The 19,288-nt window shown below is 45.4% G+C and carries 16 protein-coding genes, 1 tRNA gene and 1 riboswitch; of the genes, 13 read left to right on the top strand and 4 right to left on the bottom strand.

What is annotated here, in order from left to right; translation table 11 throughout:
• The first annotated feature begins 403 nt into the window (after positions 1 to 403).
• The 3 genes from AOX59_RS16895 (at position 404) to AOX59_RS16905 (ending at position 5,092) form a co-directional block, all read left to right on the top strand.
• Positions 404 to 2,554, top strand: coding sequence for a hydantoinase/oxoprolinase family protein (locus tag AOX59_RS16895; RefSeq protein ID WP_082684239.1), 2,151 nt, complete (start codon positions 404 to 406; stop codon positions 2,552 to 2,554).
• On the top strand, positions 2,547 to 4,316 hold the full coding sequence (locus tag AOX59_RS16900; protein ID WP_068447268.1) for a hydantoinase B/oxoprolinase family protein: 1,770 nt from the start codon (positions 2,547 to 2,549) through the stop codon (positions 4,314 to 4,316). Before AOX59_RS16895 ends, AOX59_RS16900 begins: the two co-directional genes overlap by 8 nt.
• Before the next feature lie 68 nt (positions 4,317 to 4,384).
• Positions 4,385 to 5,092 (top strand): isochorismatase family protein, encoded by a 708-nt coding sequence (locus tag AOX59_RS16905; RefSeq protein WP_068447270.1) that lies wholly within the window; start codon positions 4,385 to 4,387, stop codon positions 5,090 to 5,092.
• 128 nt (positions 5,093 to 5,220) lie between these two features.
• Here AOX59_RS16905 and AOX59_RS16910 read toward each other — a convergent pair whose 3' ends face one another.
• Together AOX59_RS16910 and solA are read right to left on the bottom strand one after the other, a co-directional pair.
• Entirely contained in the window at positions 5,221 to 6,354 is a 1,134-nt protein-coding gene (locus AOX59_RS16910; RefSeq protein ID WP_068447272.1) for a M20 family metallopeptidase, read from the bottom strand.
• Positions 6,355 to 6,442: 88 nt separating this feature from the next.
• Entirely contained in the window at positions 6,443 to 7,609 is a 1,167-nt protein-coding gene (gene solA, locus AOX59_RS16915; RefSeq protein ID WP_068447274.1) for an N-methyl-L-tryptophan oxidase, read from the bottom strand.
• A 311-nt stretch (positions 7,610 to 7,920) separates the two neighbouring features.
• Here solA and AOX59_RS16920 point away from each other — a divergent pair, with 311 nt between their 5' ends.
• Positions 7,921 to 8,538, top strand: coding sequence for a DUF1989 domain-containing protein (locus AOX59_RS16920; RefSeq protein ID WP_068447276.1), 618 nt, complete (start codon positions 7,921 to 7,923; stop codon positions 8,536 to 8,538).
• 130 nt (positions 8,539 to 8,668) lie between these two features.
• On the opposite strand, the gene tenA is transcribed toward AOX59_RS16920, so the two are convergent.
• The gene (gene tenA / locus AOX59_RS16925; protein WP_068447278.1) at positions 8,669 to 9,349 is read right to left on the bottom strand and encodes a thiaminase II; all 681 of its coding nucleotides are present in this window, start codon (positions 9,347 to 9,349) and stop codon (positions 8,669 to 8,671) included.
• 124 nt (positions 9,350 to 9,473) lie between these two features.
• Positions 9,474 to 9,578: riboswitch (TPP riboswitch) on the bottom strand.
• A gap of 814 nt (positions 9,579 to 10,392) precedes the next feature.
• Between tenA and AOX59_RS16930 the strand changes: the two genes are divergently transcribed.
• From AOX59_RS16930 to AOX59_RS16965, 9 genes are all read left to right on the top strand, one after another.
• Positions 10,393 to 11,505 (top strand): DHA2 family efflux MFS transporter permease subunit, encoded by a 1,113-nt coding sequence (locus AOX59_RS16930; RefSeq protein WP_068447280.1) that lies wholly within the window; start codon positions 10,393 to 10,395, stop codon positions 11,503 to 11,505.
• Positions 11,502 to 11,789 carry an MFS transporter gene (locus tag AOX59_RS16935; protein WP_068447282.1) on the top strand — a complete coding sequence of 96 codons (288 nt, stop codon included), beginning with the start codon at positions 11,502 to 11,504 and terminating at the stop codon, positions 11,787 to 11,789. The genes AOX59_RS16930 and AOX59_RS16935 overlap by 4 nt, the downstream gene beginning before the upstream one ends.
• 206 nt (positions 11,790 to 11,995) lie before the next feature.
• A complete protein-coding gene (gene sat / locus AOX59_RS16940; protein WP_068447284.1) occupies positions 11,996 to 13,147 on the top strand; it encodes a sulfate adenylyltransferase in 1,152 nt (383 codons plus the stop codon).
• A 232-nt stretch (positions 13,148 to 13,379) separates the two neighbouring features.
• Positions 13,380 to 15,158 carry an SLC13 family permease gene (locus AOX59_RS16945; RefSeq protein ID WP_068447285.1) on the top strand — a complete coding sequence of 593 codons (1,779 nt, stop codon included), beginning with the start codon at positions 13,380 to 13,382 and terminating at the stop codon, positions 15,156 to 15,158.
• Positions 15,159 to 15,197: 39 nt separating this feature from the next.
• Positions 15,198 to 15,800: an adenylyl-sulfate kinase gene (cysC, locus tag AOX59_RS16950; RefSeq protein ID WP_068447287.1), complete on the top strand. Its 603-nt coding sequence runs from the start codon at positions 15,198 to 15,200 to the stop codon at positions 15,798 to 15,800.
• Complete coding sequence (gene cysQ, locus AOX59_RS16955; protein WP_068447289.1) at positions 15,800 to 16,603, top strand: 3'(2'),5'-bisphosphate nucleotidase CysQ; 804 nt, start codon at positions 15,800 to 15,802, stop codon at positions 16,601 to 16,603. The genes cysC and cysQ overlap by 1 nt, the downstream gene beginning before the upstream one ends.
• 35 nt (positions 16,604 to 16,638) lie before the next feature.
• Positions 16,639 to 17,220: a protein-L-isoaspartate(D-aspartate) O-methyltransferase gene (locus AOX59_RS16960; RefSeq protein WP_082684241.1), complete on the top strand. Its 582-nt coding sequence runs from the start codon at positions 16,639 to 16,641 to the stop codon at positions 17,218 to 17,220.
• An 82-nt stretch (positions 17,221 to 17,302) separates the two neighbouring features.
• On the top strand, positions 17,303 to 17,563 hold the full coding sequence (locus AOX59_RS19850) for a hypothetical protein (RefSeq protein WP_156418742.1): 261 nt from the start codon (positions 17,303 to 17,305) through the stop codon (positions 17,561 to 17,563).
• 223 nt (positions 17,564 to 17,786) lie between these two features.
• Positions 17,787 to 17,860 (top strand) — tRNA-Pro (locus AOX59_RS16965).
• Between the two features lie 259 nt (positions 17,861 to 18,119).
• On the opposite strand, the gene AOX59_RS16970 is transcribed toward AOX59_RS16965, so the two are convergent.
• Entirely contained in the window at positions 18,120 to 19,169 is a 1,050-nt protein-coding gene (locus AOX59_RS16970) for a homocysteine S-methyltransferase family protein (protein WP_068447290.1), read from the bottom strand.
• Between the last annotated feature and the right edge of the window lie 119 nt (positions 19,170 to 19,288).

Below are 19,288 nucleotides of genomic sequence, written 5' to 3' on the forward strand. Positions count from 1 at the left end.
AGTAATCGTGATAGATGCCATCTTTTTTTAACATTGTACATGATGGTTATTTAATTTTATAATAATTTTAAATATTTAACAAGGTTCCAACTGTATGAATAGTAAAACTATCCGTGTGGGGCTTGATATATTCATTATTGGAGGAGTGATTTAAATCGTGAAAATGTCCGGTATTAGTCTTAATGATAGAAACCATCATTTCAAATCATTATACGTGAAAACGCTTTCGTTATATAATCTTACTTATAACTATCTACATTATAAAAATTTAGGCAAGGGGGTTTTTATTCAAGAACATTTCCGGCGCATTTAAGGTGAATGTTAACTTATGCAAAATCTCAAAAGGGCGAAACGAGAGATGATGAAGTTTTACTTTATCCCTAAACATGAGAGGAGACTAAGAATGGTTCGAGTTGGAGTGGATGTTGGCGGTACGTTTACTGATCTGATATTAGTTGATGAATCAGCAAATCAAATTAATGTACACAAAGTTCCAAGCACAACGCACGACCAATCTGTTGGTGTTATTAAAGGAGTAAAAGAGCTATGTGCCATAAGCGATGTAGCTGTCGAGGATATTGATGACATTTTGCATGGCACTACAGTGGCAACCAATATCACCATTGAAGGAAATGGTGCAAAGGTCGGGATGCTGACAACACGAAATTACAGGGATATTCTTCATATTGCCCGGCATAAAAAGAGCGAAAACTTCTCTATACAACAAAGTCTTCCATGGCAGGACAATCCACTCGTGAAACGACGGCACCGTCTTCCAATAACGGAAAAACTTCAAGCACCCGATGGACGTATCCGCTTCCCGATGGAGGAGCAGGAAGTACGGGATAACGTTAAAAAATTAAAAGCAGAGAATGTCGATGTTATTATTGTTGGCTTTCTTTTTTCTTTTCTTAATGATGTCCATGAGAAAAGAGCAAAAGAAATTGTTAATGAGATCTGGCCGGAGGTAACATGTTTTACATCGAGTGAAGTGGCCCCCCGGATACGCGAGTATGAACGCTTCAGTACGACAGCCATGAACGCTTTTGTTGCGCCTAAAGTGAATCAGTATATTGATAACCTGGTTTCATCACTTGAAGAAGCTAACGTACAGGGGAAACTGCAGATCATGCAGTCTTCCGGCGGGATGGCATCTTCCGAAAAAGCTACCATGACCCCGATGAATCTATTGAAATCAGGACCTGCAGGAGGCGTTCTGGCAGCTTCATGGTGGGGAGAATTGGACGGGATAGACGATGTTATCAGTGTCGATATTGGAGGCACATCAGCTGACATTTCAATCATCCCGGAAAAAACGCCGAGGGTCGTCAATCCAAGAGATGCTGAAGTTAATAGTTATCCTGTGATTACTCCGATGCTGGAGGTGGATACGATAGGTGCTGGAGGCGGTTCGATCGCTTATGTCGATGCCGGCGGAGCATTTCGGGTTGGACCCAAGAGTGCCGGCTCAACTCCGGGACCTGCCTGTTACGGCCAAGGCGGCGAGGACCCTTGTGTAACCGATGCAAATGTTGCCTTAGGAAGGTTGGATCCGGAACAGTTTTTAGGCGGGGAGATTCCGCTTCATCCGGAAAAAAGCACCGAAGCTATTCAAAAATTAGCTGACGAATTAAGCATGACGGTTGAGGAAGCAGCATTTGGCATTTTGAAAATTATCAATAACAATATGGCGCTGTCCATCCGGGAAAACTCAGTCCGCAAAGGGATTGACCCGAGGAACTTTGCATTATTGGCTGCAGGCGGGGCGGGACCGCTTCATTCCATAGATTTGGCAGAAACGATTGGTTCTAAGACCGTCATGGTCCCGAACTATCCGGGGATTACAGCTTCAGCCGGTTTATTGATCAGTGACCTGAAATATCATTTTAATGCTTCCTGTATTGAGAAGTTAGAAACGATTTCTGAGGACCTTGTCTTTAAACTGGATAAACAGTTGAAGGAATTGGAAGGACAAGCGGCAGGCCAGCTAATGCAGGATGGGGTCAGTGAAGGTGATATTGAGTATGAACGGATTGCTGAATGCCGCTATATGGGACAAGGCTTTGAGTTACGAGTGCCTATTCCTGAGGGGACGTTGACAGAACAAAGTGTCAAAGAGATTATTTCAGGTTTCCATCTGATGCACCAGCAGGAATACGGGCACCATTTTCCGGAAAATGATGTGGAACTCATTTCGCTGGATATTGTTGCGACCGGGAAAACACCATCATTCAAGCTGCCTCAATTAGAAAAAATGGAAAGAAGTAATCCGACAGAAGCGTTTATGTATGAGCGGCAAACCTATTTTGAGGTAGATGGCGAGATTAAAAGTCTGGCGACACCACGCTACCAGCGGGAAAAATTATCGGCAAACGATCGCATTACAGGACCGGCTTCCATCATTCAGCGTGATTCAACAACTATTGTCCCGCCAAACTGGGAAGTGGTGGTGTCAGCACATGGCACGCTGCATGCGACACAAAACGAAGAAAAGGCCGATAAATCTCACAATACGGAAAAACAATTTACTGAGGCGGTGATGAGTGATGAGTAAGAAAATTGATCCCGTGACGATGCAAGTTATCGGCGGAGCACTGGATACCATTGCCAAGGAGATGTCACACGTGATACAGCGGATGGCCTATTCCTCATTGATTCGGGAATCTGAGGATCTCGGTGCCGGTGTGTTCACCACATTTGGTGAAACGCTCGCTGAATCCGATTCAACGCCTATGCAACTGGGGTGTCTGCCGGGTTATATTCAAGGGTTTCAAGAGGTGCTCGGAGACGACCAGCATCCTGACGATATCATTTGGAACAATGACCCGTATGCCGGTGCCTCACACTCACCTGATATCTCTCTTAGTCAGCCGATTTTCTATGAAGGGGAATTAATCGGATATGCCGGCACAACGGCGCACCATCTGGACATCGGCGGTGCACAGCCAGGCTTGATTGTGGATGCTCCTGATGTCTATGCTGAGGGATTAGTATTAAATGGTGTGAAGTTATATGATAAAGGAAAACCGAATGAAACATTGTTCGAAATCGTCAGGCAGAAAGTACGCACATCATCCCAGGTGATTGGTGATTTGGAAGCGCAAGTAGCCGCCTGCCGACTAGGGGCAAGACGGTACATTGAGCTTATCGATAAGTATGGAAAAGATACGGTGCTTGCGGCCGGGGAAGAATTGATGAATTACTCGGAACACATGATGCAGAGAGAAATTGCCAAGATTCCTGATGGTGAATACGAGGCAGAATCCTGGCTTGATGATGATGGCATCAACTTGAATGAAAAATTGAAGGTTCATGTGAATGTCATTAAAAAAGGAAGTGAACTGGAGATAGATCTTTCCAAATCGGCTGATCAGGTCGCGTCAGCTTTTAATGCCGCTTATTCAGGCGCGCTATGTGTGGCTGTATATAGTGTGGTGCGTTCCATCTTTCTTGACACCTATACACATGAAGAATTTGTTCCGGCCAATCATGGCGTATTTCGTCCGGTCACTGTAACAGCAAGGAAGGGGAGCATCTTTAATCCAATCCGCCCTGCTGCTACCTTTAGCCGGGCAAATCAAGTGAACACTGCTGCTGATTTAATCATCAAGGCGTTGACGCCCGTCATCCCTGATAAAACGTGTGCAGGCAGTGCGGCGAATATCCAGTTTGCATCGTATTCCGGTCTGGATCAGGACCACAATTACTGGGTATACATTGAAGTCAATGAAGGTTCGTATGGCGGCCGTCCGGAGAAGGATGGCATGGACGCAATGGACTTCAGTTCATGGAATACACGAAATAATCCGATTGAAGACCTTGATATGCACACCCCAATGATTTGCGAGCAGTATGAACTGAGAGAAGATACCGGTGGGGCAGGTAAAACCCGAGGAGGCCTTGGAATTATTCGCCGGAACCGTTTCCTGACTGATGGCTTGATGTCCATGGAAGGGGATAAACATACCGTCAAACCATGGGGATACAATGGCGGTCTGCCGGGAACAGAAGCCGCATTAATTAAAAATGCGGATACAAAACCGGAAGAGCTCCCGTCAAAATTAAACGGCGAACGTTTTAACGCAGGAGAGTCGGTGAAAATTATGGTGCCGTCATCCGGTGGCTATGGTGATCCATTGGAACGTCAAGCAAGTCAAGTTTATGAAGATATATTGGATGAAATCATCTCCGCAGAAACAGCGCTGAATGATTATGGGGTAGTCATTGAAGATGGGAACTTAAATATTGAGCGGACAGAAGAAAAACGACAAGAAATTCGCCGGCAAAGAGGCAAGTTGCCGTTGTTCACCCAATGATGAAGGCTTTAACGATATGTGAACGTGCATCACAACTATAAAATCAAATTTTTGAAAGGGTGGAAGAGATGTCAGAAGAAATCTTTGATCTGGAGTTATTACAAAAAATGTTTAAAAGAGCAAAAGAAATTCATACGGAGCGAGGGTTTCAGAAGCGAGTCGGTTACGGGAAAAAACCAGGCATCATCACGGTAGATTTGGCCAATGCATGGACCAAACCGGGGCATGCTTTCTCCTGTGAAAACATGGAAGAGGTCATCCCGAATGTACGTCGTGTGCTCGATGCAGCGCGGGAAAAGAATGTACCGATTTTCCACAGTACAACCGGGTATAATCCGAATGGCTATCAGGATATTGGGCGATGGGCAGATAAAATTCCATTGGACGAATTAAAGCTTGGGGAAGATTGGTTAGACATTGATGAAAGGCTGAATCCTCAGAAAGAAGAAGTAGTATTCGTCAAAAAGACGGCGAGTTGCTTTAACGGGACGCCACTGCAGTACTGGCTTACAACCCACGGTGTCGATACACTTATTGTAGTCGGTGCTACAGCATGTGCTTGTGTCCGCCACACATGCATGGACTCAACTGAACTTGGATTCCGCACCATAGTCCCTGAAGGCACGATTGCTGACCGCGTTCCCGGCGCAGTGGAATGGAACCTGTTTGATATTGACGCCAAATTTGGTGATGTGGATCCGCTCGATACCGTGATTAATTACCTGAAAGGCATCGACACCATTCAGAAACGGGACGTGACAGCAAATTCTGTGTAAGAAGAAGCAGCGAACGTGATAAAGGGTAATCCTGTTTCAGGATTACCCTTATCTTTTTGGATTGTTAATTGGATTTGGATCTTACGTGTGGATTAAGAAATAAGCATCTTGTGCCCGGAGTATGTTGATCACGTTGCATACTCAAGAATTAATTGTTTATAAAAATCAATGGAACGCAGGTAAGCATCCACATTGACGTATTCATTTGGCTGATGTGCTAATTTTTCGTTTCCGGGGCCATAAATCAGTGTCGGGATGGCGCTTTCGGGATTTAAAACCGCGCCATCGGTATAATAGGAAACCCCATAGACCGAATCGGTATCTTGTCCTTTAATTCGGAGCGCCTCTGTTATAATCGGGCTTGATTGATCGGTCAGAATCGATGGCCGGTTCAATAATTCATTCATTTCAAACGCCGGGGCACCCTCTTCGGAAAACAAATCCGTTAATTTTTGCTTCAATTCAGCAAACAACTGCTCGTGGGACTGGGGCGCCACGGTTCTGATATCAATGTTCAGCGTACAGCGGTCAGGGATCACGTTTGTTTGAACGCCGCCTTCCATTTTATTGGCCGAAACGCTGCTTTCACCAAGGGGAGGCTTGGAAATCTTCCAATCTAATTTTAACGCTTCAACAATTAGAATCACCCGGCCCATCCATTCGACCGCATTAATTCCTTGGTCCGGCATGGCCCCATGCGCTGTTTGGCCGATGGTGATCACTTCAACCCATAAAGCACCTTTATGGCCTGCTGCGACTTTTTCATTTGTCGGCTCACCAATCACCAAGGCTTCGACATTAGACATGTCATCTTCTTGTAAGTACTGCCGCGCACCGCAGCTATCCACTTCTTCACCGGCAGTTGCCAAGAAAACAATCTCCTTTGACAACTCTCTCTTTTCCTGAAAAAGTGATTCAACCGCAAGAAACATCGCTGCAAGACCGCTTTTCATATCTGAGGCGCCGCGTCCGTACAGATTTTCTCCCACCAGCTCGCCGGAAAACGGTGCATATTCCCACGGCTGCTCACCGACTAAAACCGTGTCCATATGACCACAGAAAATTACCTTTTCCTTTGCTTCATTATTGAAGGACATTTCAAAATTGCTTCGGTTTGATTCAATGTTGGTCATTTTATACGGGATACCTGTTTCGTCACATCTTTCGGCAAGTTTCTTAGTGACGTTGTTTTCGCTGCCAGGGGGATTGGTGCTGTCAATTCGAATCAGCTCTTGCAGAAATTCAACGGCTTCATTTGCCATTTGGTTAACCTCCTATTTGAAAAATTAGACAGGAAAAGGTGACGTTGACCTTCCCCTGTCCGTTTGAATTCCGGTGCGTTATTTAGTTTTACACCGTTGTTGATCCTTGTGTTTGTAAGCTTGGACGTGTTGCTGAAAAGAGGGAAATGTCGTGATTGGTTGTGCCGCTGGTTGCCAGTTGGCTTAAGATTTCGCCGACCACACTTGAAAATTTATAGCCGTGGCCGGAAAATCCGCCGGCAATGGCAACATGGGAATGTTCCGGATGCAAGTCAATAATAAAATTTTCATCCGGTGTGTTGGTGAACATACACGTCTTGCCAACATTTAATTTGCCTGCCGCCTGTGGCATAAACGTTTTTAAAAATTCACGAACGTCGTCCTCGTCTTTTGGTAAAATGCCAAATTCACGATTCATATATTCGGGCTCAATCTTTTCGCCGTTATCGTAACGACCAATCTTTAAACCGGCGCCATCAATGCTTGGAAACCCGTAATAGATGCCAGTTGGCAAGTCCACGAAAAAGCCCGGAAATCCATCAGCCTGATATATTGACTCGTCCGCATCAAACCAGCCGATTGTTTGGCGACTTGGCTGCAGCGCTAAATTAAGGTTGAGATCAGATAAAAGTTTCTTGTTCCAGGCCCCGGCGCTGACAATCAGTTTATCAGCGGTATATGAACCTTCTTTCGTATGGACAGTGACGTCATGTTCAGTAACGTCAAGATTGTCAACAGGTGTATGCGTTAATAAATCTGCGCCACTTTGCAATGCCAACTTACGAAAGGTGCGAATGCAATTTCCGCTGAACAGAACACCTGCTTCTGGTTCATAGCACCCGAAATGTGCTTCAGGGGCGGTGATTCCCGTCCAGCGCTCATTGATTTCTTCGCCATTATCAAACGTATCAATAGGTAAGGAGTACTTTTTCCCGCCTGCGATTGCTTGATTAACAAAGTCTGAATCTTCAGGACCGAAAGTCACCACACCCGTTTTTCGGAAAATCGTCTCCGATGTTTTTTGTTGCAGTTCATCCCATAATTCCTGCGCCCTTAAGGCAAGCGGGACATACTCGTAGCCTTCACCACACGCATGGCGAATCAGGCGTGTATCACCGCTGTGGCTTCCGTTTGAATGCGGTGGATCAAACGCATCAATGAGCAATGTGTTTGTTCCTTCTTTAGCCAGATAATATCCGGCGGCCATCCCCATTGACCCAGCTCCAACTATAATCACATCATAGTGTGATTTCATGAAACACCTCTCCTTTAATAATTATTCGTTTGTTGAAAAGCACTTTCACAGCTGTCGGATTTGCAGCCAACTTCTTATTTTTTCCCTTCTTTCAGTTTAGGTCCCGTGCTTATGTCTGATCTTAATTCATATGATAGTGGTAATTAAATATCACGTAAAATTACTAAAAATGATGAATTCCATCTTTGAAAATGATAGTTGTTTACTGCGGGTTTCAGTAACAGTGATAGGTGCCATCATTATTTATCGTTATATATGAAGGCTATTCGGTTATATAATTGATTTAAGTAATTAATTAGGGGGCGTGAGATGTGGTTAACACACAAGGGGAAATCAAAGAGGAAATAACAATACCGCCGTATGAGGGGAGAAGTGTACTGTTAAAGCCTGGTGATGAGCTGTTTATAATTGATGTTGATGGCAAACAAGTCGGTGATTTTGTCTGCTTTAATCGAAATGATTTAAGCGAGTTCGTATCACCTGTCCATATGCGAGCGTCTCTTGGCAGTATTCGGTTAAAAGTGGGAGATCCGCTCTACAGCAATAAACGCCGTCCATTGATGACGTTTATTGAAGATACAGTCGGAAAGCATGATTTCTTTTTCCCGGCGTGTGACTATTATCGTTATAAAGTAGACTATGATCAAGATGACCACCCGAACTGCCACGATAATCTAAAAAATGCCCTGGCCGTGTATGGGTTGGGCGACAAACCCGTACCGGATCCAATTAACTTATTTATGAACAATGTTTTGGACGAAGCAGGGGATTATGAGATTCATGAACCTTTATCCAAACCCGGTGATTATGTGCGTCTAAAAGCATTGGAAGAAGTGGTTGTTGCCTGTGCAACGTGTTCTCAAGATATGGCACCTGTTAATGGATGGAACGTGACGTCATTGAAAATGCAGGTTATGGAGTTGAGTTAATCGGATGCTGCAAGTTTTCTTCGGAGTATGATGATTCGTATTGATTTCTCTGGTCTTCCCGTTAATAAATGAGCATGACTGGAGATGAGAACGGCATCCCTAGCTATCAGGATGCCGTTTTTTCCCGGAATCAAACAGTATTTCTTCTGGCCGATAGCCATTCTTCTTTCATATAGGCCATCTCCCAAAATGCAAGTTCATATTCTTTCGCGATCACAAATTGTTCTTTAATTTTTCCCTTTTCCTTGTCACTTGCTTCTTCGGCGAGTTGATTAAGCAAGTCAATTTGCTCTTGTGTTGATGTCTGAAACCAATCGTCAGCATACATACTTATCCAATTCTGATAGATGGTCTGACCGGGTTTTGCATCCTGGTTCGTTTTTCCAATATCCGCGTACAACCAGTAGCATGGAAGCATCGCGGCAACGGTCTGAGCAAGTTGTCCGGAAAGCGCTGCCCGGTACAAATGCGATGTGTAGGCGTAGGCAGTTGGCGCAGGCTTGAATTGGTTCATTTCCTCATTAGTGATGTTCAGCAATTCTGCATGCTCACGGTGCACGGTCAATTCCGCTTCGGCTGTCATTTTGGCTTTTTCAGCAAGCATCCCGGCCACTTGAAAATCGTCTGCTTGCGAAGCGGCGATTGCATGTACCTTGCCAAAATGCTTCAAGTAGTAAATGTCCTGAAGAATGTAGAACTTGAACGTTTCAAGCGGCAGATCTCCCCGTACAATCCCCTGGACAAATGGGTGGTTCAAGCTCTGTTCCCAGCTTCCCTTTGTTGCCTGACGCAGCGATTCAGTAAAGCGCATTAAAAAATCCTCCCCTTCTTAATTAATGCTGACCCGGCTTGGGCTAAGAGAAAAGGGAGGTCATTTACACACGCAAGCATGATAAGGTTCAATCAATATTCATGCTTGATGCATCCGCCTTATTTGACGCTGACGTCCACTTTCCTCCGCTGGCACTAACCAGGTCAGGTTCAAGGGTCTCAGAGTCCACTCTAATCTCAGCCTTTTAAAGGCACCCCTAGTGAAAACGCTATACTGTGTATACGGTAACATAGGCAGAGGGAAAAGAAAATACGTAGGTGTTTGGCATACTGGGTTCTGTGGAAACTTTACATAATCATAAAACCAAAGTCATTAATGTTACTATCGTCACGATTCAGGGCTATTATGACTGCCGGAGTGACATAAGATAATTCTAAAAAGGGACATTATTTGAAATGTCCTTAATCCCGCATGTAACTGGCAGTAAGACCCCCATCTCAAATGTTCGCGTATACGATGAAGATTAGGTGGGGGATCAACTGCCAGTAAATGTCCGATTCGTTCATCTAACAATCAGTGGGGGAAGAAACCCCCACTGATTGAAGATTCACTTTATGGTAAAGCAGATTATGACAAAAAAGTAAACAACATATATGTGGTTTTTACATCTTTATTATTAAAAATTATGAATAATTAGTTTACTTGAGTTTTTCTTGTTTTCTGGTTTGGACGGTATGCACTTTCTTTGTGTTATAGATTCGGACAAGCCCTTTTTTGATTCGATCGAGAGAGCGCGGGGGACGAGCGGGAATGAGGTTGAATCGAGCAAGAAGCCGTTCGATACGAGCGACAGCATAGTTAAACGAGCGGAAGCAACATCAAATCGAGCGAGAGCCGGTGTGAATCGATCGAGAGCACACACAAATGAATGGGGAAATCGGGTTTAAGTGTCCTGAAAACGAACAGTTTGATATCAGGGACAATACGGATATACTGTAATGTCCTTTTTTCATTTCATGACTGGACATTTGAATCGTTTTGAGTCAAGATTTAATTATATAGGGGCAGGTGAGGTGACTTCGATGAATCTATCACGTTTTCATAAACGTTTAATTGTGGCGATTACATTATCGGCATCTTTTTTATCTGTATTGACGCAATTTCTGCTCATTACGGCTTTTCCAAAAATCATGCAGGAGTTTGGGGTCGATTCGACTGATGTTCAGTGGCTGACAACTGTCTATATGTTAACGATTGCCGTTTTCATCCCGATAACGGCTTATTTTATTGATCGGTTTAAAACGCGCCATTTAATGATGAGTGCTATGTTCTTGTTTCTGATCGGTACATTGATTTGTCTGGTGGCACCAACATTCCCGATGCTACTTGTGGGACGCATATTTCAAGGGATGGGCTCCGGCATTATGATACCGTTAATGCAGACGATTTTGTTTTTGATGTACCCGAGGGAAAAAAGAGGATATGCAATGGGATTGGCAGGACTTGTGATTAATGTTGCGCCTGCAGTTGGCCCGCCTATATCAGGTGTATTGGTTAACTATTTCGACTGGCGTGCTTTATTCTTGCTGACACTGCCGATTGCAGCACTTATCTTGCTTTTGGCTTTTCTGTACATGCGCAATGTGACTGAACAGCGGGAAACGGAAATTGATCCTTTATCCATTTTATTGTCAACAGGGGGCTTTGGAGGTGTGCTTTATGCCTTCAATAAAATAGAGGAAAGTGGAATAGGTGATCCGGCAGCGCTTGTGAGTATGATGGCAGGTTTTGTGGCCTTGGGTTTGTTTGTGTACCGGCAGCTGCGGCTTCAGGCACCTATTTTGGAGATACGTGTTCTTAAAGTACCTCTTTTTGCTCTTGTTGCGTTTATTTCGATTCTCTCTTTCAGCCTGCTCATATCGACTGAAACGATTTTGCCGATGTATGTGCAGAACGCGCAGCAATATTCAGCATTTTTCGGCGGCCTGATTGTGATGCCCGGGGCTTTGACACTCGCTGCCATGTCTTTGTTTGCCGGAAACCTGTTTGATAAATACGGTGGTAAAATCATTGCGATTACCGGTTTTGTGTTGCTTTCTTTGAGCACAATCGGTTTTCATTTCATCCTTGGTTTGGAGACGCCATTTATTGTGACGATGGTTTTATTCATGTTTGCCATGGGGGGGTGGGATTGATCAATATGCCGATTATGACTGCCGGCATCAATTCGCTGCCTGATAATTTGATTCCGCATGGGACGGCGGTCATCAATACAGCCCGCCAATTTGGGGGATCACTTGGCTTAACGTTTATCATCTCCTTTATCAGTGGCGCTGAGGGTGCGACTGAAACCATTAACCCCGCTGAATACCTGGTGGGCGTGAAAACGGCCTTTTTCGTCGCTTTTCTGTTTGCTATTACGGGCTTGCTTCTCTCACTATTTTTAGAAAAAGATAAGCAGCCTGCTAAGGACAGATAATGACATTAAATATGATTATACCACTCGAGAATTACTTGTTTGAAGTCGAAATGAGAACGTTTGTGTCCCGGAACTTTTCGGCATTTAAAAATCCTAACCGCAATTTCCACCGAATCCCTGTGATACATGTGATACATGTTAGAAAATGACGAAAAACCGTGGTATACTATTGAAGTGTATGAAAACTACAATTCGGAGGTTTTAGTATGGTAAATCAGCCACATGGCGGGAGATTAATCAGCCGTGAGTTAACGGGAGAGGAACGCGAACAGGCGATCAAGAATGCTGAAAAACTTCAGGCGCTGACGGTCAACTCCTGGGTTGTTTCGGATATTGAATTGATTGGCATTGGCGGATTCAGCCCGCTGACGGGGTTTATGGGACAGAAAGACTATGAGAGTGTTGTCGATAATACACGTCTTGCGGATGGCACCATCTGGAGCATCCCGATGACACTGCCGGTGACTGAAGATGAGGCAGAGCCATTCAATATTGGTGAACAGATCGCGCTAAAAGGCGAAGATGGCGTGATTTATGGCACGATTAATTTGGAAGAGAAGTATACATATGACGAGAAAAAGGAAGCGCAAAATGTTTACGGTACAACGGACGATGCGCATCCCGGTGTCATGAAAGTTTATGAGAAAGGCAATGTCTATCTTGGCGGGGCGATTACGCTCTTGAACCGTCCGGACCACAGCCAGTTTGAAGCGTATTACATGGATCCGGCTGAGACACGTCAGATGTTTGAAGATGCCGGCTGGAAAACGATTGTTGGTTTCCAGACACGCAATCCGGTCCACCGAGCGCATGAGCATATCCAGAAAACGGCTTTGGAAGCTGTTGATGGCTTGCTTTTGAATCCGCTTGTCGGGGAAACGAAATCCGATGATATTCCAGCGGATGTCCGGATGGAAAGCTATGAAACGATTCTTAAAAACTATTATGTGAAAGATCGCGTGCGCCTTGTGATTTATCCGGCAGCCATGCGCTATGCCGGTCCGCGTGAGGCGATTTTGCATGCGATTGTGCGGAAGAACTATGGCTGCACGCACTTCATCGTCGGCCGTGACCATGCGGGTGTCGGTGACTATTATGGAACCTATGATGCCCAGCAGCTGGTTGCCCAGTATGAAGAAGAGCTCGGCATTCAGATTTTCAAATTTGAGCATGCGTTTTACTGCACGGTTTGCGAGAATATGGCATCAGCGAAAACATGCCCGCATGATAAAGAGAATCATGTGCATCTGAGTGGTACGAAGGTGCGCGAACTGCTTCGTAACGGGGAGCGTCCGCCGAAGGAATTTTCGCGTCCGGAAGTTGCTGATGTTTTGATTAAGGGTATGAAAGAAAACTAAGCGTTGAAAGGTTGTTCAAAAAGTCCGGTAACAATGACACATCGAATTTCTTCGTTGGCTTGTTTCTCCGCTGCTCATGTATATAAAGTCATACATTCCGCTGCTCGAAACTGCGCCGCCTTGAAATTCTCGGTCCTTGTTATCCTCCTTTTTGAACACGCACTTAAAAGGTTCCAGTAGCCTTGCGGTGCGGCGTTTTTTGCACCCGGATTATAAAGGGGATAGATATCCCATGTCGTTTGAAATGATAGTTGTGCTAATTCTGATAGCGGCCATGCTTGCCGGGCTGATTTTTGAAGTCGCCCGGCCTGACATGGTTATTTTTTCAGTATTGGTGATATTGCTGCTGACAGATATTTTGACAGTTGATGAGGCGTTGAGCGGCTTTTCCAACGAGGGGATGCTGACTGTTGCGTTATTGTTCATTGTGGCAGGCGCCGTACAGAAAAGCGGACTGATTGATCAAATGATGGCGAAATGGCTCGAGAACAGCCGCACTCAGACAGGTACGATGCTGCGCTTTTTTGTGCCGACATCGGCTTTTTCTGCTTTTTTGAACAATACACCGATTGTTGTCACGTTCACACCGATCATTAAAAATTGGTGCGAAAAGCACGGGATTGCCCCGTCCAAGTTCTTGATTCCCTTGTCCTATGCCACGATTTTGGGCGGCACGATTACCTTGATGGGAACATCCACGAACCTTGTCGTTCACGGCTTGCTGCTTGATTTTGGCATGGAAGGTTTTTCACTATTCACGCTTGCTGTTGTCGGCGTGCCGGCTGCTGTGGTTGGACTCATTTATTTATTCACGATTGGCTATAAACTGCTGCCGGACAATAAAGGCTTCAGCCAGCAGATTAAGGAAGACTCCAAAGAATACATTGCCGAGATGCAGGTGACACCTGATTTTGATCATCTTGATAAAAGTGTTAAAGATGCCGGGTTGCGTGACCTGAAGGGGCTGTATCTGATTGAGATCATTCGCGATACTGAACGGATTTCACCGGTCCGCTCGACGACAGTTATTCAAAACGGTGACCGGCTGATTTTCACCGGATTGATTTCTACCATCGCTGATTTGCAAAGGAAAAAAGGGTTGCGGCTGGAAACAGGAACGAATATTGATCTCGATGATTTGAAAAACGGCACGACAAGTCTTGTGGAAGCTGTTGTGTCAGATCAGTCATCGCTTTTGACGCGATCGATTAAGCAGTCGCAGTTCCGTTCCAAATATGATGCTGGGGTCATTGCCGTGCACCGGAATAACGAACGAATCCAGAGCAAAGTCGGCGATATTGTGTTGAAACCGGGTGATTCGCTCTTGCTGTTGGCAGGCGCCGATTTTGTTGAAAAATATCAGCAGTCGAATGACTTTTTTGTCGTCTCGTCATTGGATACACCGGCTGCTTTGAAACAGAACCCTGTCAAAGGCTGGTTCTCCATCATTGTGCTGCTCGCGCTGATTCTGACGGTGACACTCGGTTGGCTGAGCATGTTTAAAGCCATGGCACTCGCGGTTGTGGTTTTTCTTGGGACAAAAATCATTACACCGCAGGAAGCGAAGCAATATGTCCATTTCAATGTGCTGCTCTTGATCGCAAGTGCCTTAGGGGTCGGTGTTGCCATGCGGAAGACGGGGCTTGCCGAATGGATAGCGGAAGTTCTCTTGGAATTTGGTGAGCCATTGGGACTTGTGGCGATTCTGTTTATACTTTATATTTTAACCAATGTGTTTACCGAGCTGATCACCAACAGTGCAGCAGCTGTGTTGATGCTGCCAATCGGTCTTGAGATGGCACAGACACTCGGCTACGATCCGATGGGGTTTGCGGTGGTCATCGCTATTGCCGCATCAGCGAGTTTTATCACGCCAATCGGGTACCAGACGAACTTGATCGTGTATGGGCCCGGTGGCTATAAATTCACCGACTATGTTAAAGTGGGCCTCCCGCTGAGCATATTAGTGATGCTAACAGCTGTTTTAATTATTTATAATGTATGGTTTTAAATGGGGGGTCAGACCCCCTAAATATAGGAGGGATTGTTGATGGCTAAATCAGAAAATATCGTATGGCATGATTCGAAAGTAACGAAAGAAAACCGGCAGGAGCTGAACAACCATAAGAGTGCGGTTATTTGGTTTACCGGTCTTTCCGGATCCGGCAAATCGACTATTTCGGTTGAGCTTGAGAAGGAACTGTACAACCAAGGTGTGCGGACGTATCGCTTGGACGGCGATAATATCCGTCACGGCTTGAATAAGAACCTCGGCTTCAGCCCGGAAGACCGCAAAGAAAACATCCGCCGCATCGGGGAAGTTTCCAAACTGATGGTGGAAGCGGGCTTGTTTACATTATCCGCATTCATTTCACCGTATCGCGAAGACCGTGATGAAGTGCGCGAACTGATGGAAGACGGTGAATTCATCGAGGTGTTTGTAGATGCCAGTGTGGAAACGTGCGAATCCCGCGATCCAAAAGGTCTTTATAAGAAAGCGCGCGCCGGTGAGATTAAAGGCTTTACCGGAATTGATGCTCCGTATGAAGCGCCTGAGAGCCCGGAAGTTACGGTTGATACGGATAAACAGAGCCTTGAGGAATCGGTTCAAACGATTGTTAAGTACTTGAATGAGAAAGGATACTTGGAATAATGGCTGATGTGAGTTTAGCGAAGTTACTTGAGATTTCATTGGAAGCCGGACGGGAAATTTTGGATGTGTATGAGAAGGATATCTCAGTGGAGACGAAAGACGATGATTCACCACTGACTGAAGCTGACCAGCGTGCACATCAGACGATCGTAAGCGGCTTGCAGGAAGCGTATCGGGACGTTCCTGTCTTGAGTGAAGAAGGCAGCGATGTGGCGTACGCGGACCGGAAAGATTGGGAGGCATTTCTCCTGGTTGATCCGCTGGACGGCACGAAAGAATTTATTAAGAAAAACGGCGAGTTCACGGTCAATATTGCCTTGATTGAAGGGCAGTACCCCGCTCTCGGCGTGATTTATGCACCGGCACTCGATACGTTCTACTTTGGCCGTACCGGTCTGGGTGCGTTTAAGCTGGAAGGTGCATCACAGGCAGATGTAGCTGATGAGCGCAGGCTTGTCGAGGCGAGTGTGCGGCTGCCGCTTGCTGAAGAGAGCGACGTCGTCAACGTGGTGGCGAGCCGTTCGCATATGTCTGCTGAGACCGAGGAATTCATTGAAGATTTGCGCGGCAGTAATCGAGAGGTGGATGTTGTCTCGGCCGGAAGCTCCCTGAAGTTCTGTCTTGTTGCAGAAGGCAAAGCCGACTACTATCCGCGTTATGCTCCAACAATGGAATGGGACACCGGTGCCGGTCAGGCCATTGTGGAAGCGGCAGGCGGCAGTGTAGTGCGGTATGAGGATAACGAGCGGTTTTATTATAACCGGGAAAACTTGAAGAATGGCTGGTTTTTGGCAAAGGGATAGGGGGTCTGTCCCCATTCGAAACGGGAGTGCCTATCATGTATAATCAGAGAGAAGAAATTGTTGCTTACTTCCACCAGCTGGATCGCGGCTATTTCATGGAGTCGAATACGATATATGGAGCAGCTGACTGTCCTGTGTCGATTGGCTTTGGTCAAACAATATCCCAGCCGACACTGGTGCTGAACATGACCCTTAAGCTGGATCTCGAGCCTGATTCACGTGTTCTGGAAATTGGAACAGGTTCAGGGTACCAGACGGCTTTGCTCGGGGCATTTAGCTATGAGGTATATACCGTGGAACGGCTTGAACCATTATACGATAAAGCAAAAAAGCGGCTGGATGCAAAAGGCTTCACGAATATTCATTTCAAGCATGGTGACGGAAGCCTGGGCTGGCCGGAACACCAGCCGTATGATCGGATTATAGTGACCGCTTCGGTGAGCCGTGTTCCGGATGAATTGCTGGACCAGCTGGATGCAGGCGGCAGAATGATCATACCTGTCGGGAATAACTTTCAGCAGGAATTACAAATGGTTGAAAAAGATGACAATGGAGACGTGACATTTTCCGTATTGGAAGACGTGGCCTTTGTCAGGTTGAAGGGAAAGTATGAGTAGATGCGGAGAGCTGTCATTTCTCGTAAAGAAAAAAGTCATGATAGTTAAGACAGCTCTTGATTAATCCTTTATCACAACAAAAATGAAAGAAAGGAAAATCGATAATTGGCGGGAGCCGCGCCAAGATGCCAGAAGCCTTGTCCCCTTTTCGAGCGGGGGGCTTGAATCGAGCGAGGCACCGGCTGAATCGAGCGGGAATCCGGTTAAAACGAGCGAGCACGTTCGAAAAACAAGCGACAATAAGTGTGAAACGAGCGGGAGCTGCGCCAAATCGAGCGGGAGTATCACGAAAACGATAAAAAATCGCATTGGATCGGTATTATTTGGCACACAAAAATACTGATGGGCTTTTTAATCATCATCTGAAACGGATAAATTGTTACATAAAAAATGAATGTTTGATTGGAGATGCTGTAGTGGGATGGACAATATTGGATGGATAGCCTTATCGGTATGGTAGAACCGCGCCTGTAAAAACGTTTGTGCGCGAATTCCCTCATACAGCATTTCTATTGTTTTCACCTTGATTTTTTTCTATAATATAAAATATAAAAAGCTTCATTGAACGGGACGTAGCTCAGCTTGGTAGAGCACTAGCATGGGGTGCTAGGGGTCGCAGGTTCGAATCCTGTCGTCCCGATATTTTACTGCAATACGTTGATAGTAGTATTGAATGGAGTGGCATAAATCTGATTATACGGTGTGTGAAATGGATTGGGGATTTCCACTTTAATTGCTTTTTATTAATGTAATTGTTAGGGTCCGAGTGCTTTGTTGATAAGATGGTTAATCGAAATTATTCATGTTATAACGATAGAAGAACTTTCCATGATGCTATGCAGCGTGATTTAACAAAAGGCCTTCTCTATGAAACAAGAAGGCCTTAAGCAAATTTCAGATTATGCTTTCTGTCGGTAATTCCGGTTATGTTCTTTAAGTGTTTCATCTTTTCCGAACAAAAAGTGTTTCTCCATGTTAGGGGAGTACTTCGAGTTGATCGTCTCCACACCTGCTGCTTCAGCGACGGCACGCAGCATAGCCGGTGATGCCCCGCAGCATAAACCGATGTAGTTAACCCCGATATCTTTAGCTTCTTTTGCCCACTCAGCTAGTTCATAGCGATTATGATACAGCGGGTCAAGTGCCGTCGGGAATGTTGTTTCCAACGGCAAATGGCAGCTGCATCCGCCATCAGGCAGGTTAAAAAATGTCGGATGCTCGTCGGTTGTCCGGTAAGGAATTGGCAAACCGCCGACATAGCCGCTCACATTGTTCCGTATTTCAGCGAGATATGGCTGCATGGTGTCAGGACCGCGGAAACAGTTCATGCCAACAACCAATGCGCCTTGTTCAGACAGTTGTTTACAAGATTGTTCAACCGTATAGCCGTCCCGTAGAATGTTTTCGCCCATCAGCCCCATTGTAATGACAGCAGGCAGGTTCTGTTTACGGATTTCTTCAAGCGCGATCTGTGCTTCTTCATGATAATAGAATGTTTCTCCATTTACGAAGTCAACGCCTTCTTCCTTGCACCATTTCACCATTTCGGCAAAGATCGTTCTCACGTGTTCCTTTGATTCGGCATCTTCCGGATCAAATAGATTTGTATTGGAAATATTACCGGCTACCAATGCTTCCTCGGTCGGATGCTCTTTGGCGACTTCTTTTGCCAGACAAATAGCATTTCGGTTTAATGGCTCCAGCAGTTCTTCTTTGCCGATAATGCGCATTTTTTCACGATGGGCATTATAGGTAAAAGCTAATACGACATCTGAACCTGCATTCATATAATCCCTGTATGCCTGTTTCAATGCCCCGGGGTTATCCAGTGCCACTTCCGGAACGAATGAGCCGGCCTGCAAATAGCCTCTTCGTTCCAGCTCAAATAAATAGCCTTCTCCTGCAATCACTGTTCCTTCCTGCAATCGTTCTTCCAAACTACGCTTCATTGTGTTGTCCTCCCTTTATTTTTATCTGGTTTACTTCTAAATGGTTAAAATATCTCTTGAATGGTCTGTGTTATGACCAACATGAAAAACCCCCTTCTTAAAATAAGAAGAGGGTTCGC

This window comes from Lentibacillus amyloliquefaciens, assembly GCF_001307805.1.
Classification (GTDB): Bacteria; Bacillota; Bacilli; order Bacillales; family Amphibacillaceae; genus Lentibacillus; species Lentibacillus amyloliquefaciens.

Bases quoted from the DNA above. Each gene is read 5' to 3' on its own strand.
- AOX59_RS16895 (WP_082684239.1), top strand. From the start codon at position 404: ATGGTTCGAGTTGGAGTGGATGTTGGCGGTACGTTTACTGATCTGATA.
- AOX59_RS16900 (WP_068447268.1), top strand. From the start codon at position 2,547: ATGAGTAAGAAAATTGATCCCGTGACGATGCAAGTTATCGGCGGAGCA.
- AOX59_RS16905 (WP_068447270.1), top strand. From the start codon at position 4,385: ATGTCAGAAGAAATCTTTGATCTGGAGTTATTACAAAAAATGTTTAAA.
- AOX59_RS16910 (WP_068447272.1), bottom strand. From the start codon at position 6,354: ATGGCAAATGAAGCCGTTGAATTTCTGCAAGAGCTGATTCGAATTGAC.
- solA (WP_068447274.1), bottom strand. From the start codon at position 7,609: ATGAAATCACACTATGATGTGATTATAGTTGGAGCTGGGTCAATGGGG.
- tenA (WP_068447278.1), bottom strand. From the start codon at position 9,349: ATGCGCTTTACTGAATCGCTGCGTCAGGCAACAAAGGGAAGCTGGGAA.
- AOX59_RS16930 (WP_068447280.1), top strand. From the start codon at position 10,393: ATGAATCTATCACGTTTTCATAAACGTTTAATTGTGGCGATTACATTA.
- sat (WP_068447284.1), top strand. From the start codon at position 11,996: ATGGTAAATCAGCCACATGGCGGGAGATTAATCAGCCGTGAGTTAACG.
- AOX59_RS16945 (WP_068447285.1), top strand. From the start codon at position 13,380: ATGTCGTTTGAAATGATAGTTGTGCTAATTCTGATAGCGGCCATGCTT.
- cysC (WP_068447287.1), top strand. From the start codon at position 15,198: ATGGCTAAATCAGAAAATATCGTATGGCATGATTCGAAAGTAACGAAA.
- cysQ (WP_068447289.1), top strand. From the start codon at position 15,800: ATGGCTGATGTGAGTTTAGCGAAGTTACTTGAGATTTCATTGGAAGCC.
- AOX59_RS16960 (WP_082684241.1), top strand. From the start codon at position 16,639: ATGTATAATCAGAGAGAAGAAATTGTTGCTTACTTCCACCAGCTGGAT.
- AOX59_RS19850 (WP_156418742.1), top strand. From the start codon at position 17,303: ATGAAAGAAAGGAAAATCGATAATTGGCGGGAGCCGCGCCAAGATGCC.
- AOX59_RS16970 (WP_068447290.1), bottom strand. From the start codon at position 19,169: ATGAAGCGTAGTTTGGAAGAACGATTGCAGGAAGGAACAGTGATTGCA.